Genomic DNA, 22,619 nt, shown 5'->3' with positions numbered 1-22,619 from the left:
CGCGAGGCATGCTCAGCTTCGTGCAAGCACGAGCACCCCGATCAGAATGATGCCGATGCCGACGAGCCGCTGGACCGACAGCACCTCGCCGAACAGGTACCACGCCGCGAACGCGTTGACGACGTAGCCGAGCGACAGCATCGGGTACGCGATCGACACGTCGACCCGCGACAGCCCGACGATCCACACGACGACGCTCAGCACGTAGCAGCCGAGCCCGCCGATGATCGGCAGCTGGGTCGCGATCTTGAACCCGACCGGGATGATGTTCGCACGGCTGAATTCGAAGTGTCCAACGGCGTTGACGCCGGCTTTGAGCAGAAGTTGCGCACAGGCGTTGAGCATCACGCCGGTGATGATGCAGACGAACGAAACGGGATTCATGCGGGGGACGTCCTTACGATTGCGGTTTCTCGACGATCACGCGGCGGTTGTCGCGCGCGATCACGCGCATCGGCACGCCTTCCTTGACCAGCGCGTCGTACTGGCCGGGCCCCATGATCGCGAGCGCATGGGTGTCCTGCTTCCAGCGCGTGATCCATTCGCCGACGGTCGGGATCCACTTGTTCGGCTCGACCGAGATCCCGAACGCGAGCTCGTCCTGGCGCTGGACCATGATCGTCGTGTGGCCCATGTAGAACGGGAACGTGTGATCGAGCATTTCGACCGAGTAGAACGGCGTGTCGGGCGGCAGCTTCGCCAGTTCGGCGCGCACGGCCGGCGCGAGCAGTGCGCCCGAGCTGTAGCGGCCGAACTCGTCGTGCCCGGTGCCGCCGATCGTGCCGAACGCGAGCCATGCGGCGCCGAATGCGGCGAGCGCGGCGGCCACGCCCGCGCGGCGGTTCAGCCATGCGGCCGCGAGCGTCAGCGCGGCCGAGACCGCGAGACCGGCGTACAGCCACAGCTGGAACGCGCGGTACAGTGCGTTCGGCGTGCGTGCGTCGCCCTGGTAAGCGAGGAAGATGATCCCGAACGCCGCGGCGACGAAGAACACGAGGTAGCCGAGCAGGTGGCGACGGAAGCGGTCGGCCGTCATCAGCGGCAGGTACGCGCCGATGATCAGCGCCAGCGCCGGCGCGACCGGCAGCACGTACGAGATCAGCTTCGAATGCGACGCGCTGAAGAACAGGAAGATGAACGCGCTCCAGATCAGCAGCACGAGCATCGGCGAGAAGCCGTTCGGCTGGCGCGGCATGCGCAGCGCATGGCGGATGCTCTGCCACGCGACCGACAGCCACGGCAGGAAGCCGACCAGCAGCACCGGCACGAAGTAGTACAGCGGCCCCGGACGGTTCTGTTCCGGGGTCAGATACCGGCGGAATTGCTGGACGACGAAGAAGAAATTGAAGAATTCGGGGTTGCGCTGCTGGACGAGCACGAACCACGGCGCGACGATCGCGAAGAAGATCACGAGGCCGCTCACCAGGTACAGGCGCTTCCACAGCGCCCAGTCGCGCGCGACCAGCGTATACAGCACGAGTACGGCGCCGGGCAGGATCAGGCCGACGAGGCCCTTGGACAGCACCGCGAACGCCATCGCGGCCCAGCACGCCCACATCCAGCCGCGCACGGCGGCCGGGCGCAGCCCGGGCCGTTGCGCGAGCAGCAGCGAGCAGAGCGACAGCGCCATCCAGAACGCGAGCCCCATGTCGAGCGCGTTGAAGTGGCCCATCAGGTTCCAGTACGGCGAGCTGGCGAGCACGACGGCCGCGAGGAAGCCCGACAGCGGGTTGAACAGGCGCGCGCCGGTGTAGCCGACGAGCAGCACGCCGGCGAAGCTCGCCACCGCGGTATAGAGGCGCGCCTGCCATTCGCCGATGCCGAACCACGCGAACGTCAGCGCGTTCAGCCAGGTCTGCAGCGGCGGCTTCTCGAAGTACTTGTAGCCGTTGTAGCGCGGCGTGATCCAGTCGCCGGTGACGAACATCTCGCGCGCCATTTCCGCGTAGCGGCCTTCGTCGCTCGGGATCAGGTGGCGCAGCCCGAGCGGTGCGAACCAGACGATCGCGAGCGCGACGAGCAGGAGGACGAGCGTGATGCGATTGAGCGGTAGCCTCGACGGCGTATCGTTCATGGGTTTTCAGCCTGTTTGGTTGTTGTGACGGGCCGCCGGCGGGGTGCGCCGGGGGCGGGCGGCCTGGCCGGGGCGATCCGGGGATCGACCCGCTGCGCCGGCCCGAGTTTTACCGCATCGGGGATTAACGTTCAATTAAGAGCGCGGCGGCGACTTTGCGGCCCTCGGCCATCAGGATGTTGTAGGTGCGGCAGGCGGCCTGGAAATCCATCGTCTCGACGCCGATCCGCTTCGCGGTGAGCGCCGCGACGAGCCGCGGGTGCGGGAAGCGCAGCCGCGCGCCGCTGCCGAAGATCACGAGTTCGGGCGTCGGGTCGAGCAGCATCGCGAAATGCTCGGGCGCGAGCGCGTCGAACGACGACACCGGCCAGGCCTGGACCGGCGCGCCGGGCAGCACGATGACGCTCGTTTCATGGCGTTCGAGATTGACGTCGACATAATCGGGGCCGTAGCCGGTGACGGTGTTGAGCGCGCCGCTCGTGTCCTGGTGCAGTTTCAAATCGGTATTCCGCGGTTCCGTAGGGGAATGGATTGGCAGGGCCGTACGGGCCTGCCCGGCCGGTTTCGCACCCTCGGGCACGCGCTCACGCCCGACGGCGCGGGCCCGGCGCGGCTATGGTGCATTGCGAAAGTCGGCCAAAATCCGCTAAATTATAACTTTTTGGTCGCCTGCGGGCGCCACTTGCGTCGTGCGCCGTCACAAGCCGCGTCCGACCGCCGCTTTTTCCCAGTCTAGACAGCGCGCACAGACCGGCCGCTTTCCAGTTTTGATCCCGTCCCCCGGCCGCAAGGCCAACCCAGGAACCGTGTCGTCGTGAAACCGATTCAGAAGTCGAACAAGCTGCTCAACGTCTGCTACGACATCCGTGGCCCGGTGCTCGAGCACGCGAAGCGCCTCGAGGAAGAAGGCCACCGCATCATCAAGCTGAACATCGGCAATCTCGCGCCGTTCGGTTTCGACGCGCCGGACGAAATTATCCAGGACATGATCCGCAACCTGCCGGCGTCGTCCGGCTATTCGGATTCGAAGGGCGTGTTCTCGGCGCGCAAGGCCGTGATGCACTACACGCAGGAAAAGGGCGTTGTCGGCGTCGGGCTCGACGACATCTACATCGGCAACGGCGCGTCCGAACTGATCGTGATGGCGACCCAGGCGCTGCTGAACGACGGCGACGAAGTGCTGCTGCCCGCGCCCGACTACCCGCTGTGGACGGCGGCCGTGAGCCTGTCGGGCGGCACGCCCGTGCACTACGTGTGCGACGAGCAGAACGCGTGGATGCCCGATCTCGACGACATCCGCGGCAAGATCACGCCGAACACGAAGGCGATCGTCGTGATCAACCCGAACAACCCGACCGGCGCGCTTTATTCCGACGAATTGCTGCTCGAGCTGCTCGCAATCGCGCGCCAGCACGGGCTGATCGTGTTCGCCGACGAGGTCTACGACAAGATCGTCTACGACGGCCTCGAGCACACGGCGATGGGCGCGCTGTCGGAGGACGTGATCACCGTCACGTTCAACAGCCTGTCGAAGAGCTATCGGTCGTGCGGCTATCGCGCGGGCTGGATGGCCGTGTCGGGCCTCGGCGGCGACAACCGCCGGCACGCGAAGGATTACCTCGAGGGGCTCGGCATCCTGTCGTCGATGCGCCTGTGCGCGAACGTGCCCGGCCAGTTCGCGATCCAGACGGCGCTCGGCGGCTACCAGAGCATCAACGAGCTGATCGTGCCGAGCGGGCGCCTGTACAAGCAGCGCGAACTCGCGTATGACATGCTGACGTCGATCCCGGGCGTGACCTGCGTGAAACCGCAGGCCGCGCTGTACATGTTTCCGCGCCTCGACCCGAAGCTCTACCCGATCCAGAACGACCAGCAGTTCATTCTCGACCTGTTGCTCGAGGAGCGCGTGCTGCTCGTGCAGGGCACGGGTTTCAACTGGGCGACGCCGGACCACTTCCGCGTGGTCTTCCTGCCGAACCTCGACGACCTGACCGATTCGATCAACCGGATCGCACGCTTCCTCGACGGCTACCGCAAGCGCCATTCGGTCTGAGCGGGCAGAGCCACACGGAACTCACTACTTCTTACTCATCGATCACACGCAGCATGGAACCGATCAAAGTTGGCCTGTTGGGCTTCGGCACCGTCGGCAGCGGCACCTTCACGGTGTTGCACCGCAACCAGGAAGAAATCAAACGACGCGCGGGGCGCGGCATCGAGGTCGCGCGCATTGCCGTGCGCAACCCGGCCAAGGCGCAGGCCGCGCTCGGCGCTCACGCCGGCACCGCGCAGATCACCGACGATTTCAACGCGGTCGTCGACGATCCGTCGATCGCGATCGTCGCCGAGATGATCGGCGGCACGGGCGTCGCGCGCGAGCTCGTGCTGCGCGCGATCGCGAACGGCAAGCACGTCGTGACGGCGAACAAGGCGCTGCTCGCGGTGCACGGCACCGAGATCTTCGAAGCCGCGCGCGAGCAAGGCGTGATGGTCGCGTTCGAGGCGGCCGTCGCCGGCGGCATCCCGATCATCAAGGCGCTGCGCGAAGGACTGACCGCGAACCGCATCCAGTACATCGCCGGCATCATCAACGGCACGACCAACTACATCCTGTCGGAAATGCGCGACCGCGGGCTCGACTTCGCGACCGCGCTGAAGGCCGCGCAGGAACTCGGCTACGCGGAAGCCGATCCGACCTTCGACATCGAAGGCGTCGACGCCGCGCACAAGGCGACGATCATGAGCGCGATCGCGTTCGGCGTGCCGGTGCAGTTCGACCGTGCGTACGTCGAAGGCATCAGCAAGCTCGACGCGACCGACATCCGCTACGCGGAAGAGCTCGGTTACCGGATCAAGCTGCTCGGCATCGCGCGCCGCGCCGCAAACGGCATCGAGCTGCGCGTGCACCCGACGCTGATTCCGGAAAAGCGCCTGCTCGCGAACGTCGAGGGCGCGATGAACGCGGTCGTCGTGCACGGCGATGCGGTCGGCACGACGCTGTACTACGGCAAGGGTGCGGGCGCGGAGCCGACGGCATCGGCCGTCGTCGCGGATCTCGTCGACGTCACGCGCCTGCATACGGCCGATCCCGAGCATCGCGTGCCGCACCTCGCGTTCCAGCCGGACAGCCTGTCGAACACGCCGATCCTGCCGATCGAGGAAGTGACGAGCGGCTACTACCTGCGCCTGCGCGTCGCCGACCAGACCGGCGTGCTCGCCGCCATCACGCGCATCCTCGCCGAATCGGGCATCTCGATCGACGCGCTGCTGCAGAAGGAATCGGAGCAGATCGACGGCGCGAACGGCGAAACCGACATCATCCTGATCACGCACGAGACGGTCGAGAAGAACGTCAATGCGGCGATCGCGCAAATCGAGAGCCTCGCGACCGTCGTGTCGAAGGTGACGAAGCTGCGCATGGAAGCGCTGAACTGAGGCTGACGACATGAACTACATCTCCACGCGCGGCGCCGGCATCGGCGAGCGCCATACGTTCTCCGACATCCTGCTCGGCGGTCTCGCGAAGGACGGCGGGCTCTACCTGCCGGCCGAGTATCCGACGGTGTCCGCCGACGAGCTCGCGCGCTGGCGCACGCTGTCGTACGCGGATCTCGCGTTCGAGATCCTGTCGAAGTTCTGCGACGACGTGCCGGCCGACGACCTGCGCGCGATCACGCGCCGCACGTATACGGCGGCCGTGTACAGCAACACGCGCCACGGCGAGAACGCGTCCGACATCACGCCGCTGAAGACGCTCGGCACCGAGAACGGGACGGCGCTGTCGCTGCTCGAACTGTCGAACGGCCCGACGCTCGCGTTCAAGGACATGGCGATGCAGTTGCTCGGCAACCTGTTCGAGTACACGCTCGCGAAGCACGGCGAAGCGCTGAACATCCTCGGCGCGACGTCGGGCGACACCGGCAGCGCGGCCGAATACGCGATGCGCGGCAAGGCCGGCGTGCGCGTGTTCATGCTGTCGCCGCACAAGAAGATGAGCGCGTTCCAGACGGCGCAGATGTTCAGCCTGCAGGACCCGAACATCTTCAATCTCGCGGTCGAAGGCGTGTTCGACGACTGCCAGGACATCGTGAAGGCCGTGTCGAACGATCACGCGTTCAAGGCGCGGCAGAAGATCGGCACGGTCAACTCGATCAACTGGGCGCGCGTCGTCGCGCAGGTCGTGTACTACTTCAAGGGCTACTTCGCGGCGACGCGGTCCAACGACGAGCGCGTGTCGTTCACGGTACCGTCGGGCAACTTCGGCAACGTCTGCGCGGGCCACATCGCGCGGATGATGGGGCTGCCGATCGCGAAGCTGGTGGTCGCGACCAACGAGAACGACGTGCTCGACGAGTTCTTCCGCACCGGCGCGTATCGCGTGCGCAGCGCCGAGAACACCTATCACACGAGCAGCCCGAGCATGGACATCTCGAAGGCATCGAACTTCGAGCGTTTCGTGTTCGACCTGCTCGGCCGCGATCCGGCCCGCGTGATGCAACTGTTCCGCGACGTCGAGGAGAAGGGTGGCTTCGATCTCGCGGCGAGCGGCGATTTCGCGCGCGTCGCCGAATTCGGTTTCGTGTCCGGCCGCAGCAGCCACGCCGACCGCATCGCGACGATCCGCGACGTGTTCTCGCGCTACGACACGATGATCGATACGCATACGGCCGACGGCGTGAAGGTCGCGCGCGAGCATCTGGAGGCCGGCGTGCCGATGGTCGTGCTCGAGACGGCGCAGCCGATCAAGTTCGGCGAGACGATCCGCGAAGCGCTCGATCGCGAAGCCGAGCGGCCGGCCGCATTCGACGGGCTCGAGGCGCTGCCGCAACGTTTCGAGGTCGTGAAGGCCGACGCGCAGCAGGTGAAGGACTTCATCGCCGCCCATACGGGCGCATGACGCGCGGCCGGGCCGACGTGCCCGGTCGTGCAGGGCGGCCGGAATGCCGATTCGTCGAACGGATCGGGGTTCCGGCCGTTTCGTTTGGCCCGTGGCATCGCATGTGGCGCGAAAGAAGTGCCGGACCCGCGGGTTCGCGCCGATCACGGTGTTCGCATGCTCGCCATATCGCGCGTGCGCGTGGCGGCGTCGCTACAATGACGTATTGACTTCAACGATCCCCGATTCCATCGATGTCGAACCCGAATCCCGCGGCGCCGCGCACGCCGATGCTGTCGACCGCCGAGGCGCTCGCCGCGCTGCTCGATGCCGCGAAGCCGCTGCCCGGCGCCGAAACCGTCGCCACCCTCGACGCCCTCGGCCGCGTGCTGGCGGCCGACGTGAGCTCGCCGCTCGACGTGCCGCCGATGCACACGAGCGCGATGGACGGTTATGCGGTGCGCGTCGCCGATCTGCTGCACGGCGATCGACGCTTGCCGGTGTCGCAGCGCATTCCGGCCGGCCATCCGGCCGCGCCGCTCGCGGCCGGTACGGCCGCGCGGATCTTCACCGGCGCGACGGTGCCGCCCGGCGCCGATGCCGTCGTGATGCAGGAGCAGACGTCGGCCGACGGCGACGCGGTCGAGATCCTGCATACGCCGAAGGCCGGCGAATGGATCACAGCGCAGGGCGCGGACATCCGTCAGGGTGCGGTGATCCTGCCGGCCGGCACGCGGCTCACGCCGCAGGCGCTCGGCCTGGCCGCATCGGTCGGCTGCGCGCAACTGTCGGTCGTGCGGCGGATTCGCGTGGCGGTGTTCTTCACCGGCGACGAACTGACGATGCCCGGCGAGCCGCTGAAGCCCGGCGCGATCTACAACTCGAACCGCTTCACGCTGCGCGGGCTGCTCGAGCGGCTCGGCTGCCACGTGACCGACTACGGGATCGTGCCCGACTCGCTGGCCGCGACGCGCGATACGCTGCGCGCGGCCGCCCGCGATCACGACGTGATCCTGACGAGCGGCGGCGTGTCGGTCGGCGACGAGGATCACGTGAAGCCGGCCGTCGAGGCCGAAGGGCGGCTCGCGCTGTGGCAGATCGCGATGAAGCCCGGCAAGCCGCTCGCGTACGGCGCGGTGCGCCGCGACGACGAGCGCGCCGACGCGCATTTCATCGGCCTGCCCGGCAACCCCGTCTCGAGCTTCGTCACGTTCCTGCTGTTCGTGCGGCCTTTCCTGCTGCGCCTGTCCGGCGTGCGCGACGTCGCGCCGCGCGCGTTGTCGCTGCGTGCCGATTTTTCGCAGAGCAAGGGCGACCGGCGCAACGAATTCCTGCGTGCGCGCGTCAATGCAGCCGGCGGCCTCGACCTGTTTCCGAACCAGAGCTCGGCCGTGCTCACGTCGACGGTCTGGGGCGACGGCCTGATCGACAATCCGCCGCAGCACGCGATCAGCGCGGGCGAGACCGTGCGTTTCATTCCGTTTTCCGAATTGCTGTCGTAACGCGGCGGCTCCCCGAACCATGAAGATTCAGCTGAAATTTTTTGCAAGCGTGCGCGAAGCACTGGGCGTGGCCGACGAAGAAGCCGACGTGCCGGACAGCGTGACGACCGTCGGCGACGTGCGCGCGTGGCTGCGCGTGCGCGGCGGCGCGTGGGCCGACACGCTCGCCGAAGGGCGCGCATTGCGCATGGCATGCAACCACGAGATGACCGACCCGGACACGCGGATCACCGAAGGTTGCGAGGTCGCGTTCTTCCCGCCGGTGACGGGCGGTTGAGCTTGCATGGGGCTCGAGTAAGCGCTGAAGCGCCAACTCGGTTCGACAGCTTTGCATGGGACCCGAGTAAGCGCTAAAGCGCTAACTCGGGTCGACAGGAGCAGACGATGGCTATGGTACGAGTCCAGACCGACGATTTCGATCTGAATGCCGAAGTGGCGGCATTGCGCGCGCGCAACCCGAAGATCGGCGCGCTCGCGTGCTTCGTCGGCACGGTGCGCGACCTGAACGAAGGCGATGCGATCGCCGCAATGGAACTCGAGCACTATCCCGGAATGACCGAGAAGGCGCTCGAGAAGATCGCGGCCGAGGCCGGCCGGCGCTGGCCGGGCATCGACGTCGCGATCGTGCATCGCGTCGGCAGGCTGCTGCCGCTCGACCAGATCGTGATGGTCGCGACGGTCGCGTCGCACCGCGGCGATGCGTTCGCGTCGTGCGAGTTCGTGATGGACTATCTGAAGACCGAAGCGCCGTTCTGGAAGAAGGAAACGACGCCGGACGGCGAGCGCTGGGTCGATGCGCGCAGTACCGACGATGCCGCGCTCGCGCGCTGGGGCGTCGAGTCGGGCAACACGCCGCGTTGAGCGCGGCGCGCGGAACGATGCGGCGATGTGCCGCATGCGCGCCGTCGTCGTGCGGGAGGGGCGAGGGGCGAGGGGCGTTACGCGTCCGGGTCGACGCCGCGCCCGATGATCTTCGTCGGAAACGGCTCGCCGCGGGCGCGCGACGGCAACGCATGCGGATCGTCGCCCGCGTCGGGGCGGCGCGGCGCGATCGCGTCGAGCAGCGCCTGCTGCTCGGGCGGAATCCGGTAGTCCCAACCGAACCGGCTCAACTGCAGGCTCTGCGCGATCCGCAGCGCGGGCTCCATGAAACGGATCGCGGCGGGCGGCGCGTAGCGCGCCTCGACGGTTTTCAGGAACAGCGACAGCCAGCGGCTGAAATGGGCCGGCTCGATTCCGTCGAGCGGCTGGTGCGCCTGCTGCACGTTGCCGCGATAGCCCTTGGTGCCGAGCACGAGGCTCGACCAGAACGTCACCATCTTCGGCAGATGATCGTCCCAGCGACCGGCCAGTTTCGCATCGAACACGGGCCCGAGCAGCGGATCGGCGCGCACGCGGTCGTAGAACGCGTAGACGAGATCGCGGATGTTGTCTTCGGTCGGCTCGGCGTCGCGGGGGCGGGCCGGTGCGGGTTCGGGCGAGGCGGGCAGGGCAGTCATGACAAAAAAAGGGCCGGTAGATCGGGGGCGACGGCACGGGCGACGAGCAGGACGCCGGCCGGATTTTGACGCAAAATAGCGTCCTGTAACCCCTGGAAAACGTGTAGATATCACGCATCTTATTGCGCGCACGCGATCCCGGCAACCCGGGGGCCGCGCAACGGCACCGTCAATCGGCCCTGCACGCATCGCGATCCGCCCGGCTCACGTAACGGGGCACGATCGATCTTTTCCGTATTCGCCCATGAGACTCACCGACTACACCGACTATTCGCTGCGCGTGATGCTGTACCTGGCCGTGCGCGGCGAGGGGCTCGCGACGATCCAGGAAATCTCGGACGCCTACGGCATCTCGAAGAACCATCTGATGAAAGTCGTCCAGCAGCTCGGCGAGCTGGGCTGGGTCGACACCGTTCGCGGCCGCAACGGCGGGTTGCGGCTGTTTGCCGATTCGCTGCAACTGACGGTCGGCCAGGTCGTGCGGGCGACCGAAAACGACTTCGCGCTGGTCGGCTGCTTTTCGCCCGACGGCAGCGAGTCGCGCGGCTGCGTGATCGAGCCGCAGTGCCGGCTGAAGGGCGTGCTGGCGGCCGCGCGCGATGCATTCTTCGCGGAACTCGATCGTCACACGCTCGGCGAACTGGCCGAGCCCGCGTCGCCGCTCGTGGCGCTGCTCGGCATCCGTCCGGTCACGCTCGTGCGTGCCGCGCCGGTGCCGGACGACGCGCCGGCCGCCGCCGAGCCGTCGTCCAACACCCACTGACACGCGCGCGCCGCGCGCCGCGCCCACCTCATCACGCCGCTGGACCGTTTTCAGGCTATCCGGCATTTTTTGCGCTGAATCAACCCGAATTTCGCTTGAAAGCCGCATAACCATCCTCATCTTGGTGTTAATCGAAAATTGGAGGTCTCGACTAAATGAGAATCGACAAGCTCACCACCAAGTTCCAGGAAGCACTCGCGGACGCGCAAAGCCTTGCGGCAGGCCGCGACAATCAATACATCGAACCCGTTCACGTCCTCGCGGCGCTGGTCGCGCAGCAGGACGGTTCGGCCCGCTCGCTGATGTCGCGCGCGGGCGTGCACGTGCAGGCGCTGCAAGGCGCGCTGAACGAAGCCATTTCGCGCCTGCCGCAAGTGACGGGCACGGGCGGCGACATCCAGATCGGCCGCGAGTTGGCCGGGCTGCTGAACCAGGCCGACAAGGAAGCGCAGAAGCTCAACGACACGTTCATCGCGAGCGAGATGTTCCTGCTCGCCGTGTCCGACGACAAGGGCGACGCCGGCAAGCTCGCCCGCCAGCACGGCCTCACGCGCAAGTCGCTCGAAGCCGCAATCGCCGCGGTGCGCGGCGGCTCGCAGGTGCACACCCAGGACGCGGAAAGCCAGCGCGAGGCGCTGAAGAAATACACGGTCGACCTGACCGAGCGCGCCCGTGCGGGCAAGCTCGATCCGGTGATCGGCCGCGACGACGAAATCCGCCGCTCGATCCAGATCCTGCAGCGCCGCACCAAGAACAACCCGGTGCTGATCGGCGAGCCGGGCGTCGGCAAGACCGCGATCGTCGAGGGGCTCGCGCAGCGGATCGTCAACGGCGAAGTGCCCGAGACGCTGAAGGGCAAGCGCGTGCTGTCGCTCGACATGGCCGCGCTGCTCGCCGGCGCGAAGTATCGCGGCGAGTTCGAGGAGCGCCTGAAGGCGGTGCTCAACGATATCGCGAAGGACGAAGGCCGGACGATCGTCTTCATCGACGAGATCCACACGATGGTCGGCGCGGGCAAGGCCGAAGGCGCGATGGATGCGGGCAACATGCTGAAGCCGGCGCTGTCGCGCGGCGAGCTGCACTGCATCGGCGCGACCACGCTCGACGAATACCGCAAGTACATCGAGAAGGACGCCGCGCTCGAACGCCGCTTCCAGAAGGTGCTCGTCGACGAGCCGAGCGTCGAGGCGACCATCGCGATCCTGCGCGGGCTGCAGGAGAAGTACGAACTGCACCACGGTGTCGACATCACCGACCCGGCGATCGTCGCCGCGGCCGAGCTGTCGCATCGCTACATCACCGACCGCTTCCTGCCCGACAAGGCAATCGACCTGATCGACGAAGCCGCTTCGAAGATCAAGATGGAAATCGATTCGAAGCCCGAGGAGATGGACAAGCTCGACCGTCGTCTGATCCAGCTGAAGATCGAGCGCGAAGCCGTGAAGAAGGAGCAGGACGAAGCGTCGCAGAAGCGCCTGCAGCTGATCGAGGAAGAGATCGACCGCCTCGGCCGCGAATATGCGGACCTGGAGGAGATCTGGACCGCCGAGAAGGCCGCGGTGCAAGGCAGCGCGCAGCTCAAGGAAGAAATCGAGAAGGTGCGGGCGGACATCGCGCGCCTGCAGCGTGAAGGCAAGCTGGAGAAGGTCGCCGAGCTGCAGTACGGCAAGCTGCCGCAGCTCGAGTCGCAACTGAAGCAGGTCACGCAGGCCGAAGAGCAGGAGCAGCACAACCCGACCCGCCCGCGCCTGCTGCGCACGCAGGTCGGCGCCGAGGAAATCGCGGAAGTCGTGTCGCGTTCGACGGGCATTCCCGTGTCGCGGATGATGCAGGGCGAACGCGAGAAGCTGCTGCACATCGAGGAAAAGCTGCACGAGCGCGTGGTCGGCCAGGACGAGGCGATCAGCGCGGTGGCCGATGCGATCCGTCGTTCGCGCGCGGGTCTCGCCGATCCGAACCGTCCGTACGGCTCGTTCCTGTTCCTCGGCCCGACGGGCGTCGGCAAGACCGAGCTGTGCAAGGCGCTGGCGTCGTTCCTGTTCGATTCGGAAGAGCATCTGATCCGCATCGACATGAGCGAGTTCATGGAGAAGCACAGCGTCGCGCGGCTGATCGGCGCGCCGCCGGGCTATGTCGGCTACGAGGAAGGCGGCTACCTGACGGAAGCCGTGCGTCGCAAGCCGTACAGCGTGATCCTGCTCGACGAGATCGAGAAGGCGCATCCGGACGTGTTCAACGTGCTGCTGCAGGTGCTCGACGACGGCCGCATGACCGACGGGCAGGGGCGCACGGTCGACTTCAAGAACACGGTCATCGTGATGACGTCGAACCTCGGCTCGCAGGTGATCCAGGCCATGACGGGCGCGCCGCAGGAAGAGATCAAGGACGCCGTGTGGCTCGAGGTGAAGCAGCACTTCCGTCCCGAGTTCCTGAACCGGATCGACGACGTCGTCGTGTTCCATGCGCTCGACCGCAGCAACATCGAGTCGATCGCGAAGATCCAGCTCGCGCGCCTGCACGACCGGCTCGCGAAGCTCGACATGGCGCTCGACGTGTCGCCCGCGGCCCTCGAACAGATCGCGAAGGTCGGCTACGATCCGGTGTTCGGCGCCCGGCCGCTGAAGCGCGCGATCCAGCAGGAGATCGAGAACCCGGTCGCGAAGCTGATCCTCGCCGGCCGCTTCGGCCCGAAGGACGTGATCCCGGTCGACGTCAACGACGGCCAGTTCGTGTTCGACCGCGTCGTTCACTGATCGCCTGCCATCGGCAGCGCGCCCGGTTCGCACCGGGCGCAAAAACAAACACCCCGCCTCGGCGGGGTGTTTGCTTATGGAGCGGCCGAACGGGCCGCCCGGTCGCGGCGGGCGCTCAGGCCTGCTTGTTGCCGCCGAACATGCCGGCGAGCTGCGTGAGCGTGCCGAGCACGTTCGACGTGTCGACCTGGCCGCCGGCCGGCACTTCGCCGTTCGGCGTCGCGCCGTTGACCACGTGCGGCAGCACCTGCGCGAGGATCGACGAGGCCTGCGACGGATCGATGCCGACCTTGCTCGCGAGCGAGCCGACGACGTCCGAGCCGAGCACGTTCTGCAGCGTGTCCGGCGAGATCGGCTGGTTTTCGCCGTTGCCGACCCACGAACCGATCACGTCGCCGGCGCCGCCGGCCTTGAACTTCTCGATCAGCCCGTTCAGGCCGCCCGGCTGGTTGTTGATGAATTCGAGCGCGGTCGTGATCAGCGCGCTTTGCGAGTTGCCGCCGGCCTGGCCGCCGATCAGACCGCCAACGATGTCGAGGAGACCCATGGTTCTTCACCTTCACTGAAAAGGGCGCCGTGACGACGGCGCCCGTTGAACGAATGCCGCGCGCACGCCGTCGCGCGCGCGGCGCACATCAGGCGCCCGACGCCGCGGCGGCGGAGGCTGCCTTGTCCTTCTTGCTCTTCTTCTTCGAACCCTTCGTCGCCTTCGTGGACGACGCGGCCGCCGATGCGCTCGCACCCGCGTCGGCGGATGCCGCTGCCGCCGCTGCCGCCTTTTCCTTCTTCGATGCGCGCTTGGTCCTGGCCGGCTTGGAGGCCGCTTCCGGTGCGCTCGCCGTCGGCGCGGGCGCCGTGCCGGCCGTCGCGGTCGTGGACGTGGATGCGGTGCCTGCCGACGTCGTGGTCGACGTGGTCGCGGACGTCGTCGCGGCCGGCTTCGACAGCTTCACGCCCTTCGGCGGCGTCGACGCGCCGCCGATCGTCAGGCCGTTTTCCTCGAGATGCCCGACCGACTTCGTGCCGAGGCCCTTCACGCGGTTCGCGAGATCGTCGGCGTCCTTGAACGGGCCGTTCTTGGTGCGTTCGTCGATGATCGCCTTCGACTTCACGGGCCCGAGACCCTTCACGGATTCGAGCGCGGCCTGGTCGGCCGTGTTGACTTCGACGGCCGCGGCAAGGCCGGCGGCGAGCGACAGCGATAGCGCGACGAACAGCATCAGCAGCTTCTTCAGCATGGCATAGGCTCCCTGGTTCTGACGGATGAATGGCTGTTGCAACGGACGACGGGGCGCGAGCTGGCCGGGCGTCGCCGTTAAGCATAGGACAAATGCGTGCCCTTTTTAAGACAGGCTGACCGAATCTTGCTGAAGGCTTGCGGTGCTGTAAAGGGCAAAACCGATACCGGGCGCCGATTTTGACCATTCTTTACGGTGTCGCCGGCGGTCGCGACACTGGCCGTTCGACAACGCTTGACTTAGAGTGAACTCTAACTCCTAACCTTGTTCCTGCCATGTCGAAAACCGTATCCCAACCCACCGCCGCCGGTCCGCTGACGATCGGGCAAGTCGCCGAACTGACGGGCGTGTCGACGCACACGTTGCGGTATTACGAGCAGGCCGGCCTGCTGCGCGCGATTTCGCGCACGGCGGCCGGGCATCGGCTCTATGCGCCGGCCGACCTTGACTGGCTGGCCTTCGTGATGCGCCTGAAGGCGACCGGCATGCCGATCGCGCAGATGCAGGCGTTCGCGGTGCTGCGCGAGCAGGGCGAGTCGACGTTCGGCGCGCGGCGCGACTTGCTGGTCGCGCATCGCGACGCGGTGCGCGCGCATATCGCGGAGCTGCAGGCGAGCCTCGAGGCGATCGGCGACAAGATCGCGTACTACGAGGCGCGGGAACGGGAAACGGAACGACGGGCGAATCCTTCTCACTCTTTATCGGAACAGGACGGACACGATGGAACGACTCGTTGAGGATCGCTACACGCGCGGCTGGAACAAGCTCAAGGAAATCGACGGCGAAGTGGGCGAACGCGTGATCGCGGCGCTTGCACCGATCGCGCCGGACTTCGGGCGGCTGCTGGTCGAATTCAGCTTCGGCGACATCTACAGCCGGCCGCAGCTCGACCTGAAGGCGCGCGAAATCGCGACGATCGCCGCGCTGGCCGCGCTCGGCAACGCGCAGCCGCAATTGAAGGTGCATATCGAGGCCGCGCTGAACGTCGGCTGCACGCGCGACGAGGTCGTCGAGGTGTTCATGCAGATGGCCGTGTATGCGGGGATGCCGGCCGCGCTCAACGCGCTGTTCGCCGCGCACGAGGTGTTCACGCGGCGCGACGAAGCGGCCGGCGTGGCGGACGACACGAACGAAGCGGCCGGGCAGCCCGCATGACGGAGCATGCGCCTGCGCGTCACGCGCGATGCGGCGCGACGATCCGGTACTTCGCGATGCGCCGGTACAGCGTCGCGCGCGACATGCCGAGCGCGCTGGCGGCCGCGTCGGGCCGCCAGCGATGCGCGGTGAGCGCGGCGACGATGCGGCCGCGTTCGTCGTCGGGCAGCGCGCCCGCCGGGGCGCCGCCGAGTTGCGCGGCGAGCTCGGCCGGCAGGTCGCGCCGCGTCACGCGCGCGGCGTCGCACACCGCGCACGCATAGCGCAGCACGTTGCGCAGTTGCCGCACGTTGCCCGGCCAGGGGTACGCGGCGAGCTGTTCGGCGAGCGTCGCGTCGAGCGTGAGCACGTGGCCGGTCGCCTGCGCTTCCTCGGCGAACACGGCGGCGATCACGTCGCGCACGTCCGCGCGTTCGCGCAACGGCGGCAGGTCGAACGTCGCGCCGCTCAACCGGTAGTACAGATCTTCGCGGAACGTGCCGTCGGCCACCATTCGCGCGAGATCGCGGTGGGTCGCGCAGATCACGTCGAGGTCGACGCGCACGGGTGTATCGCTGCCGAGCGGCACGACCTCGCCGTCGGCCAGTACGCGCAACAGACGCGTCTGCAGCGCGAGCGGCATGTCGCCGATTTCATCGAGAAACAGCGTGCCGCCGTCGGCGAGCGCGATCTTGCCACGCGCGCCGTGCTTGCGTGCGCCGGTGAACGCGCCGGCCGCGTAACCGAACAGTTCGCTCTCGATCAGCGCCTCCGGCAGCGCGCCGCAGTTGACGGCGACGAATGGCCGCGCGCGCCGCGCGCCGGCGTCGTGGATCGCGCGGGCGAACACTTCCTTGCCCGCGCCGGTTTCGCCGAGCACGAGGATCGGCAGCCGCTTGCTCGCGATGCGCAGCGCGAGTTCGGCCTGTTGCGCGATGCGCGGCTCGCTGCTGTTCAGGAACGGTGTCAGCGCGCCGACGTGACGCGGCGCGGCGCTGCCCGGGCGGCGCGATGCCGCGCCGGGTTCGCGGCCGGTGCGCCGTAGCGGCGCACGCAGCCGCGCGTAGAGCGGGGCGCCGGTCGCGCGCAGCCGCAGCGCGACGATCGCATCGAGCCGCGCGGCGTCGCGCAGCGGCATCTCGGTCGCATCGAAGATCTCGTCGATATGGCGCGGCTCGCGCAGCGCGGGCAGCGCATCGCGCGCATGCCGGTTCGCGGCGACGATGTTGCCGCATTCGTCGAACGCGATCAGCCATTCCGGCTGCGCCTCGACGTAGTGACGGTTCGGATGCCCGAACAATATCCAGTGCTGCGCGGTGCTGTGCACGAAGTAGCCGTCCTCGATCAGCGCCGCGCTCTGCCGCACGAGCTGATAGACGAGGCGCTGGCTGTCGCGGCCGTCCGGCGAATGCACGGCCGACGCGTCGAGCACGCCGATCAGTTCGCCGCCCGGCGAGAAGATCGGCGCCGCGCTGCACGTGAGCGTCGTGAACGCCGCGCGAAAGTGATCGGTCTTGTGCACGGTGATCGGCGCGAGATCGGTCAGCACGCTCGCGACGCCGCAGGTGCCTTCCTCGCTTTCCGACCAGCACGAGCCGATGTGCAGCCCCGCGTGACGGAAGTCGTTGCGGCGTTCGCGGTCGATCCGGTAGTCGATCGTCACGCCGTGCGCGTCGGTCAGCATCACGCAGTAGTCGGCGACGCGGATCATGTCGTGCAGCCGCGTCAGGCACTGGCCCGACGCGCGCAGGAAGGCTTCCTCCTTGTCGCGCACCTCGCGCAGTTCGGCCGCGGTCAGCACGCGCGGGCCTATCGACGAAGCGGGGTCGAGACGGTAGCGCTCCAGCGACCGTTGCCACGACGACACGAGGCGCGCGGAATCGGCGGGCGCGGGCAGGCGTCCGGCGAGCGCGCCGAGTACACGATCGGCGTGCTGGGCCTGTGGGACGGCGTAGGGCATGGTCGGCTCCGGTTCCGTACGGCGGGGATGTCGCTGTTCTTGTAGCACATCCGGTCCGGCGGATCACATTGCATCGCAGCACGCAAGGCGCGTGAGACGGTCGTCTCACGGGTACCGCTCCGTGTCTCGCGCGGTTGAGACGGCCGCATGCGTGGCGTGCGGCGGTCGTCCGGCGGGTCGTTACATGCGCGGCGCCGCGCGAACGCAGGGTTTGCGGGCGCAATGCCGCGCATGCGCGGGGGGCGCGGCGATCGCATCGCCGTATCGACGACGTGAGACGTCCCGGCGAATTCGACGTGCGCCGCGTCGTCACGGCCGCGCATCCAGGACACGCGCAGGCCCGCCGCGCCAGTGCGGACGCGGGTTTCGCGGCCATCGCACGCACGATGGCACGCCGCTTGCAGAGATGAGGGCAAGCCGGCGCGATCGCGTCGGCGACGACGATCCGCCGCCCGTCGATGGCAGCGGACGAAACGGGCGAAGCCGATGCGCCACTGCGCCGGCCCCGCCAACTGGATGGAGACAAACCCGTGACGACGCCCGTTACCGTCGGCGTGATCGCGAACCCCGCCTCGGGGCGCGACATCCGCCGCCTCACGACGCATGCATCCGTGTTTCCGACCGCGGAGAAGGCGAACATGATCGTGCGCCTGCTGGCCGGCCTTGGCGCGATGGGCGTCGAGCGTGTGCTGACGCTGCGCGACCGCACGGGCATCGCGACGCTGCTGCTGCGCGCGATCGACACGCATCGCGCGGTCGCGCCGCACGAGCGCTGGCCCGAGGTCGAATTCGTCGACCTGCCGATCACCGATTCCGTCGCCGACACGCAGGCCGGCGCGGCCTATCTGCACCGGATGGACGTGTCGCTGATCGTCGTGCTCGGTGGCGACGGCACTCATCGCGCGGTAGCCGCGCATTGCGGCGCGACGCCGCTCGTCGCGCTGTCCACCGGCACCAACAACGCGTTTCCCGAACATCGCGAGGCGACCGTCGCCGGCGTCGCGGCAGGGCTCGCCGCGCGCGGCGCCGTGCCGGCCGAGGTCGCGTTCGTGCGCAACAAGCGGCTCGTCGTGCGCTGCGTCGCGGGCGCGCAGCCGGGGCGCGAGGAGATCGCGCTCGTCGACGTGTGCGCCGCGCGGCAGCGCTTCATCGGCGCGCGCGCGATTTCCGGCTCCAACGACATCGATTCGCTCTATCTCACATTCGCGGAACCGGACGGCATCGGCCTGTCCGCGCTCGGCGGCGCATGGGCGCCGCTCGAACGCAGCGCGCCCCACGGGCTCGCGATGCGCTTCGCGGAAGCCGGCAACGCGGCCGGCACACCGCTCGTCGCGCCGATCGCGCCGGGGCGCGTCGACCGTGTCGTGATGCGCAGTTGCGAGCGGCTCGAACCGGGCGCGTGGCACGCGATTCCGTTCGAGCGCGGCACGCTCGCGTTCGACGGCGAGCGCGAGATCGAGGTCGCGCGCGGCGATCGCTACGAGATCTCGCTCGATTGGCGCGGGCCGTTGACGGTCGACGTCGGCCGCACGCTGCGCTACGCATCGTCGCGGCAACTGCTGCGCGACGCCGGCGCGTGGCGCGAGTGAACGCCAAAGTCCGCCGCCGCGGCATGGCCGGGGCGGCATTCGTAGTCAGACCTACCCAGGAGACACACATGACCGCTTCGACACAGCTCAGCAGGGACAAGCTGCTGGACGCCTACCGGCTGATGCGCACGATCCGCGAATTCGAGGAACGCCTGCACGTCGAATTCGCGACCGGCGAGATACCCGGCTTCGTTCACCTGTACGCGGGCGAGGAGGCGTCCGCCGTCGGCACGATCTTGCACCTCGGCCTCGACGACTACGTGGCCACCACGCACCGCGGCCACGGCCATTGCATCGCGAAGGGCGTCGACGTGCACGGGATGATGGCCGAGATCTACGGCAAGAAGACGGGCGTCTGCCACGGCAAGGGCGGCTCGATGCACATCGCCGACCTGTCGATGGGGATGCTCGGCGCGAACGGGATCGTCGGCGCGGGCGGCCCGCTCGTGTGCGGCGCGGCGCTCGCGGCGAAGCACAAGAAGACGGGCGGCGTCGGCGTGTGCTTCTTCGGCGACGGCGCGTCGAACCAGGGCGTGATCTTCGAATCGATGAACCTCGCGTCGGTGTGGCGGCTGCCCGCGATCTTCGTCGCCGAAAACAACGGCTATGCGGAAGCGACGTCGTCGAGCTGGTCGGTCGCGACCGACAACATCGCCGATCGGGCGAACGGGTTCGGGATGCCGGGTGTGATCGTCGACGGCTTCGACTTCTTCGCGGTGCACGAGGCGCTCGGCGAGGCCGTCGAACGTGCTCGCAACGGCGGCGGCCCGACGCTCGTCGAGGTGAAGTTCACGCGCTACTTCGGCCACTTCGAGGGCGATGCGCAAACCTATCGCGCGCCGGGCGAAGTGCAGAAGCTGCGCGACGAGAAGGACTGCCTGAAGCATTTCGAAACGCGCGTCGTGCGTGCCGAAGCGCTGACCACCGACGACCTGCGCGCGGTCGACGCACAGGTGAAGGCGTTGATCGACGACGCGGTCGCGCAGGCGAAGGCGGCGCCGCTGCCGGATGCCGCCGACCTGCTGGCCGACGTCTACGTGTCGTATCCGTGAGCGCGGCCTGACCCAGCGGCCGGCACGGCGAACCGAACATTCCAGGAGACAGACATGGCAAGGAAGATCACTTATTCGCAGGCGATCAACGAGGCGCTCGCGCAGGAAATGGCGCGCGACGACAGCGTGATCGTGATGGGCGAGGACAACGCGGGCGGCGCGGGCGCGCCGGGCGAGGACGACGCGTGGGGCGGCGTGCTCGGCGTGACGAAGGGGCTGTTCCACAAGTTTCCGGGCCGCGTGCTCGATACGCCGCTGTCGGAGGGCGGCTATATCGGCGCGGCGGTCGGCGCGGCCGCGTGCGGGATGCGACCCGTCGCGGAACTGATGTTCATCGATTTCATGGGCGTGTGCTTCGACCAGATCTTCAACCAGGCCGCGAAATTCCGCTACATGTTCGGCGGCAAGGCCGTGACGCCGGTCGTGATCCGCGCGATGTACGGCGCCGGGCTGCGCGCGGCCGCGCAGCACTCGCAGATGCTCACGTCGCTGTTCACGCACATTCCGGGGCTGAAGGTCGTGTGCCCGTCGACGCCGTACGACGCGAAGGGGCTGCTGATCCAGGCGATCCGCGACAACGATCCCGTGATCTTTCTCGAACACAAGCTGCTCTATACGCGGGAGGGCGACGTCCCAGAGGAATCCTATGCGATTCCGTTCGGCGAGGCGAACGTGATGCGCGAGGGCGACGACGCGACGATCGTCACGTACGGCCGGATGGTGCATCTCGCGATGGACGCGGCCGCGACGCTCGCGAAGGACGGCATCCAGTGCGACGTGATCGACCTGCGCACGACGTCGCCGCTCGACGAGGAAACGATCCTCGAAAGCGCGGCGCGCACCGGGCGCGTGGTGGTGGTCGACGAAGCGAACCCGCGCTGCTCGATCGCGACCGACATCGCCGCGCTCATCGCGCAGCGCGCATTCCGGTCGCTGAAGGCGCCGATCGGGCTCGTCACCGCGCCGCATACGCCCGCGCCGTTCGCCGGCGTGCTGGAAGACCTGTACATCCCGTCCGCCGATGCGATTGCGCAGGCGGTCCTGAATACGAGGAGCTGACACGATGTCGATTCACATGATCACGATGCCCAAGTGGGGGCTGTCGATGGAGCAGGGGCAGGTCAACGGCTGGCTGAAGGCGATCGGCGAACGCGTGGCGAAGGGCGACGAGGTGCTCGACGTCGAGACCGACAAGATCTCGTCGGGCGTCGAGTGCGCGTTCGACGGCACGCTGCGCCGGCAGGTGGCGCAGGAGGGCGAGACGCTGCCCGTCGGCGCGCTGCTCGGCGTCGTCGCGGCCGCCGATGCGAGCGACGCCGACATCGATGCGGCGATCGCCGACTTCCAGCGCGATTTCGTGCCGAGCGCGGCTGCCGACGAGGCGGCCGGCCCGCAGCCGGAGAAGGCGCAGATCGGCGGCCGCACGATCCGCTTCCTGAAGCTGGGCGACGGTTCCGGCACGCCGGCCGTGCTGATCCACGGCTTCGGCGGCGACCTGAACAACTGGCTGTTCAATCACGCGGATCTCGCCGCGCACCGGCCGGTGTGGGCGCTCGATCTGCCCGGCCACGGCGAGTCGGGCAAGGCGGTCGAGACCGGCAGCCTCGACGAACTGGCCGACGCGGTGCTCGCGCTGCTCGATGCGCAGCACATCGAGCGCGCGCACCTGATCGGCCATTCGATGGGCGGCGCGGTCGCGATGACGGCGGCCGAGCGCGCGCCCCAACGCGTCGCCTCGCTCACGCTGATCGCGAGCGCGGGGCTCGGCGCCGACATCAACCGCGCCTACATCGACGGCTTCGTCGCCGGCAACAGCCGCAACACGCTGAAGCCGCATCTGGGCGCGCTGTTCGCGGACAACGCGCTGGTCACGCGGCAGCTCGTCGAGGATCTCGTCAAGTACAAGCGGCTCGAAGGCGTGCAGGCCGCGCTGGAGAAAATCGCGCATGCCGCGTTCGACGGCGCCGCGCAGCGACGGGTGTTCCGCGACCGGCTCGCGACGCTCGCGCCGCGCACGCTGGTGATCTGGGGCGAGCGCGACCAGGTGATTCCCGCGCGGCATGCGCAGGGCTTGCCGGACGGCGTGCGCGCCGAGGTGATCGCCGGCAGCGGGCACATGGTGCAGATGGAGGCGGCCGCCGACGTGAACCGCCTGATCGTCGCGTTTCTCGGAGACTGA

The 22,619-nt window shown here is 68.1% G+C and carries 21 protein-coding genes; 14 read left to right on the top strand and 7 right to left on the bottom strand.

The window, feature by feature from the left end:
- Positions 1-12 precede the first annotated feature (12 nt).
- The 3 genes from CFB46_RS13745 to CFB46_RS13735 all read right to left on the bottom strand — a co-directional run bounded on the left by CFB46_RS13745 (position 13) and on the right by CFB46_RS13735 (position 2,573).
- The gene (locus CFB46_RS13745; RefSeq protein WP_027784623.1) at positions 13-384 is read right to left on the bottom strand and encodes an EamA family transporter; all 372 of its coding nucleotides are present in this window, start codon (positions 382-384) and stop codon (positions 13-15) included.
- A 13-nt stretch (positions 385-397) separates the two neighbouring features.
- Entirely contained in the window at positions 398-2,074 is a 1,677-nt protein-coding gene (locus CFB46_RS13740) for a glycosyltransferase family 39 protein (RefSeq protein ID WP_089500280.1), read from the bottom strand.
- Positions 2,075-2,198: 124 nt separating this feature from the next.
- Positions 2,199-2,573 (bottom strand): Mth938-like domain-containing protein, encoded by a 375-nt coding sequence (locus tag CFB46_RS13735; RefSeq protein WP_012328660.1) that lies wholly within the window; start codon positions 2,571-2,573, stop codon positions 2,199-2,201.
- A gap of 315 nt (positions 2,574-2,888) precedes the next feature.
- Between CFB46_RS13735 and CFB46_RS13730 the strand changes: the two genes are divergently transcribed.
- The 6 genes from CFB46_RS13730 to CFB46_RS13705 all read left to right on the top strand — a co-directional run bounded on the left by CFB46_RS13730 (position 2,889) and on the right by CFB46_RS13705 (position 9,313).
- Positions 2,889-4,127 (top strand): pyridoxal phosphate-dependent aminotransferase, encoded by a 1,239-nt coding sequence (locus CFB46_RS13730; RefSeq protein ID WP_089500279.1) that lies wholly within the window; start codon positions 2,889-2,891, stop codon positions 4,125-4,127.
- Positions 4,128-4,180: 53 nt separating this feature from the next.
- Positions 4,181-5,509, top strand: a complete 1,329-nt coding sequence (locus CFB46_RS13725; protein WP_089500278.1) for a homoserine dehydrogenase — start codon at positions 4,181-4,183, stop codon at positions 5,507-5,509.
- A gap of 10 nt (positions 5,510-5,519) precedes the next feature.
- On the top strand, positions 5,520-6,971 hold the full coding sequence (gene thrC, locus CFB46_RS13720) for a threonine synthase (RefSeq protein ID WP_027784619.1): 1,452 nt from the start codon (positions 5,520-5,522) through the stop codon (positions 6,969-6,971).
- Positions 6,972-7,204: 233 nt separating this feature from the next.
- Positions 7,205-8,452 (top strand): molybdopterin molybdotransferase MoeA, encoded by a 1,248-nt coding sequence (locus CFB46_RS13715; protein ID WP_027784618.1) that lies wholly within the window; start codon positions 7,205-7,207, stop codon positions 8,450-8,452.
- A 19-nt stretch (positions 8,453-8,471) separates the two neighbouring features.
- Positions 8,472-8,729: a molybdopterin converting factor subunit 1 gene (gene moaD / locus CFB46_RS13710; RefSeq protein WP_027784617.1), complete on the top strand. Its 258-nt coding sequence runs from the start codon at positions 8,472-8,474 to the stop codon at positions 8,727-8,729.
- 107 nt (positions 8,730-8,836) lie between these two features.
- The gene (locus CFB46_RS13705; protein ID WP_089500277.1) at positions 8,837-9,313 is read left to right on the top strand and encodes a molybdenum cofactor biosynthesis protein MoaE; all 477 of its coding nucleotides are present in this window, start codon (positions 8,837-8,839) and stop codon (positions 9,311-9,313) included.
- A gap of 77 nt (positions 9,314-9,390) precedes the next feature.
- Here the strand turns inward: CFB46_RS13705 and CFB46_RS13700 are convergent, their stop codons facing one another.
- Positions 9,391-9,951 carry a group III truncated hemoglobin gene (locus tag CFB46_RS13700; protein WP_089500276.1) on the bottom strand — a complete coding sequence of 187 codons (561 nt, stop codon included), beginning with the start codon at positions 9,949-9,951 and terminating at the stop codon, positions 9,391-9,393.
- 244 nt (positions 9,952-10,195) lie between these two features.
- Between CFB46_RS13700 and CFB46_RS13695 the strand changes: the two genes are divergently transcribed.
- Both CFB46_RS13695 and clpB read left to right on the top strand, forming a co-directional pair.
- A complete protein-coding gene (locus CFB46_RS13695) occupies positions 10,196-10,714 on the top strand; it encodes an Rrf2 family transcriptional regulator (protein WP_089500275.1) in 519 nt (172 codons plus the stop codon).
- Between the two features lie 155 nt (positions 10,715-10,869).
- Complete coding sequence (clpB, locus tag CFB46_RS13690; RefSeq protein WP_027784613.1) at positions 10,870-13,467, top strand: ATP-dependent chaperone ClpB; 2,598 nt, start codon at positions 10,870-10,872, stop codon at positions 13,465-13,467.
- Between the two features lie 115 nt (positions 13,468-13,582).
- Here clpB and CFB46_RS13685 read toward each other — a convergent pair whose 3' ends face one another.
- Together CFB46_RS13685 and CFB46_RS13680 are read right to left on the bottom strand one after the other, a co-directional pair.
- Positions 13,583-14,014 carry a YidB family protein gene (locus CFB46_RS13685; protein ID WP_027784612.1) on the bottom strand — a complete coding sequence of 144 codons (432 nt, stop codon included), beginning with the start codon at positions 14,012-14,014 and terminating at the stop codon, positions 13,583-13,585.
- 88 nt (positions 14,015-14,102) lie between these two features.
- Positions 14,103-14,705: a ComEA family DNA-binding protein gene (locus CFB46_RS13680; RefSeq protein ID WP_089500274.1), complete on the bottom strand. Its 603-nt coding sequence runs from the start codon at positions 14,703-14,705 to the stop codon at positions 14,103-14,105.
- Between the two features lie 275 nt (positions 14,706-14,980).
- Between CFB46_RS13680 and CFB46_RS13675 the strand changes: the two genes are divergently transcribed.
- Both CFB46_RS13675 and CFB46_RS13670 read left to right on the top strand, forming a co-directional pair.
- The gene (locus CFB46_RS13675) at positions 14,981-15,442 is read left to right on the top strand and encodes a MerR family transcriptional regulator (RefSeq protein ID WP_027784610.1); all 462 of its coding nucleotides are present in this window, start codon (positions 14,981-14,983) and stop codon (positions 15,440-15,442) included.
- Positions 15,426-15,860 carry a carboxymuconolactone decarboxylase family protein gene (locus tag CFB46_RS13670; RefSeq protein WP_089500273.1) on the top strand — a complete coding sequence of 145 codons (435 nt, stop codon included), beginning with the start codon at positions 15,426-15,428 and terminating at the stop codon, positions 15,858-15,860. Before CFB46_RS13675 ends, CFB46_RS13670 begins: the two co-directional genes overlap by 17 nt.
- Before the next feature lie 19 nt (positions 15,861-15,879).
- On the opposite strand, the gene CFB46_RS13665 is transcribed toward CFB46_RS13670, so the two are convergent.
- Positions 15,880-17,799, bottom strand: coding sequence for a sigma-54-dependent Fis family transcriptional regulator (locus CFB46_RS13665; RefSeq protein ID WP_089500272.1), 1,920 nt, complete (start codon positions 17,797-17,799; stop codon positions 15,880-15,882).
- A gap of 530 nt (positions 17,800-18,329) precedes the next feature.
- On the opposite strand from CFB46_RS13665, the gene CFB46_RS13660 reads away from it, so the two are divergent.
- The 4 genes from CFB46_RS13660 (at position 18,330) to CFB46_RS13645 (ending at position 22,619) form a co-directional block, all read left to right on the top strand.
- Entirely contained in the window at positions 18,330-19,388 is a 1,059-nt protein-coding gene (locus tag CFB46_RS13660; RefSeq protein ID WP_089500432.1) for an ATP-NAD kinase family protein, read from the top strand.
- Positions 19,389-19,456: 68 nt separating this feature from the next.
- Positions 19,457-20,440 (top strand): thiamine pyrophosphate-dependent dehydrogenase E1 component subunit alpha, encoded by a 984-nt coding sequence (locus tag CFB46_RS13655; RefSeq protein ID WP_027784606.1) that lies wholly within the window; start codon positions 19,457-19,459, stop codon positions 20,438-20,440.
- 54 nt (positions 20,441-20,494) lie between these two features.
- A complete protein-coding gene (locus CFB46_RS13650) occupies positions 20,495-21,499 on the top strand; it encodes an alpha-ketoacid dehydrogenase subunit beta (RefSeq protein ID WP_089500271.1) in 1,005 nt (334 codons plus the stop codon).
- Positions 21,500-21,503: 4 nt separating this feature from the next.
- A complete protein-coding gene (locus CFB46_RS13645) occupies positions 21,504-22,619 on the top strand; it encodes an acetoin dehydrogenase dihydrolipoyllysine-residue acetyltransferase subunit (RefSeq protein WP_089500270.1) in 1,116 nt (371 codons plus the stop codon).

Source organism: Burkholderia sp. HI2761, from assembly GCF_002223355.1.
Lineage (GTDB): Bacteria > Pseudomonadota > Gammaproteobacteria > Burkholderiales > Burkholderiaceae > Burkholderia.
This window is presented reverse-complemented; position numbering and strand designations above follow the sequence as displayed.

Excerpts from the sequence above, each read along its gene's own strand:
- CFB46_RS13705 (WP_089500277.1), top strand. The coding sequence starts at position 8,837 with ATGGCTATGGTACGAGTCCAGACCGACGATTTCGATCTGAATGCCGAA.
- CFB46_RS13665 (WP_089500272.1), bottom strand. The coding sequence starts at position 17,799 with ATGCCCTACGCCGTCCCACAGGCCCAGCACGCCGATCGTGTACTCGGC.
- CFB46_RS13655 (WP_027784606.1), top strand. The coding sequence starts at position 19,457 with ATGACCGCTTCGACACAGCTCAGCAGGGACAAGCTGCTGGACGCCTAC.
- CFB46_RS13645 (WP_089500270.1), top strand. The coding sequence starts at position 21,504 with ATGTCGATTCACATGATCACGATGCCCAAGTGGGGGCTGTCGATGGAG.
- CFB46_RS13740 (WP_089500280.1), bottom strand. The coding sequence starts at position 2,074 with ATGAACGATACGCCGTCGAGGCTACCGCTCAATCGCATCACGCTCGTC.
- CFB46_RS13715 (WP_027784618.1), top strand. The coding sequence starts at position 7,205 with ATGTCGAACCCGAATCCCGCGGCGCCGCGCACGCCGATGCTGTCGACC.
- clpB (WP_027784613.1), top strand. The coding sequence starts at position 10,870 with ATGAGAATCGACAAGCTCACCACCAAGTTCCAGGAAGCACTCGCGGAC.
- moaD (WP_027784617.1), top strand. The coding sequence starts at position 8,472 with ATGAAGATTCAGCTGAAATTTTTTGCAAGCGTGCGCGAAGCACTGGGC.
- CFB46_RS13725 (WP_089500278.1), top strand. The coding sequence starts at position 4,181 with ATGGAACCGATCAAAGTTGGCCTGTTGGGCTTCGGCACCGTCGGCAGC.
- CFB46_RS13680 (WP_089500274.1), bottom strand. The coding sequence starts at position 14,705 with ATGCTGAAGAAGCTGCTGATGCTGTTCGTCGCGCTATCGCTGTCGCTC.
- CFB46_RS13670 (WP_089500273.1), top strand. The coding sequence starts at position 15,426 with ATGGAACGACTCGTTGAGGATCGCTACACGCGCGGCTGGAACAAGCTC.
- thrC (WP_027784619.1), top strand. The coding sequence starts at position 5,520 with ATGAACTACATCTCCACGCGCGGCGCCGGCATCGGCGAGCGCCATACG.
- CFB46_RS13650 (WP_089500271.1), top strand. The coding sequence starts at position 20,495 with ATGGCAAGGAAGATCACTTATTCGCAGGCGATCAACGAGGCGCTCGCG.
- CFB46_RS13745 (WP_027784623.1), bottom strand. The coding sequence starts at position 384 with ATGAATCCCGTTTCGTTCGTCTGCATCATCACCGGCGTGATGCTCAAC.
- CFB46_RS13675 (WP_027784610.1), top strand. The coding sequence starts at position 14,981 with ATGTCGAAAACCGTATCCCAACCCACCGCCGCCGGTCCGCTGACGATC.
- CFB46_RS13685 (WP_027784612.1), bottom strand. The coding sequence starts at position 14,014 with ATGGGTCTCCTCGACATCGTTGGCGGTCTGATCGGCGGCCAGGCCGGC.
- CFB46_RS13695 (WP_089500275.1), top strand. The coding sequence starts at position 10,196 with ATGAGACTCACCGACTACACCGACTATTCGCTGCGCGTGATGCTGTAC.
- CFB46_RS13700 (WP_089500276.1), bottom strand. The coding sequence starts at position 9,951 with ATGACTGCCCTGCCCGCCTCGCCCGAACCCGCACCGGCCCGCCCCCGC.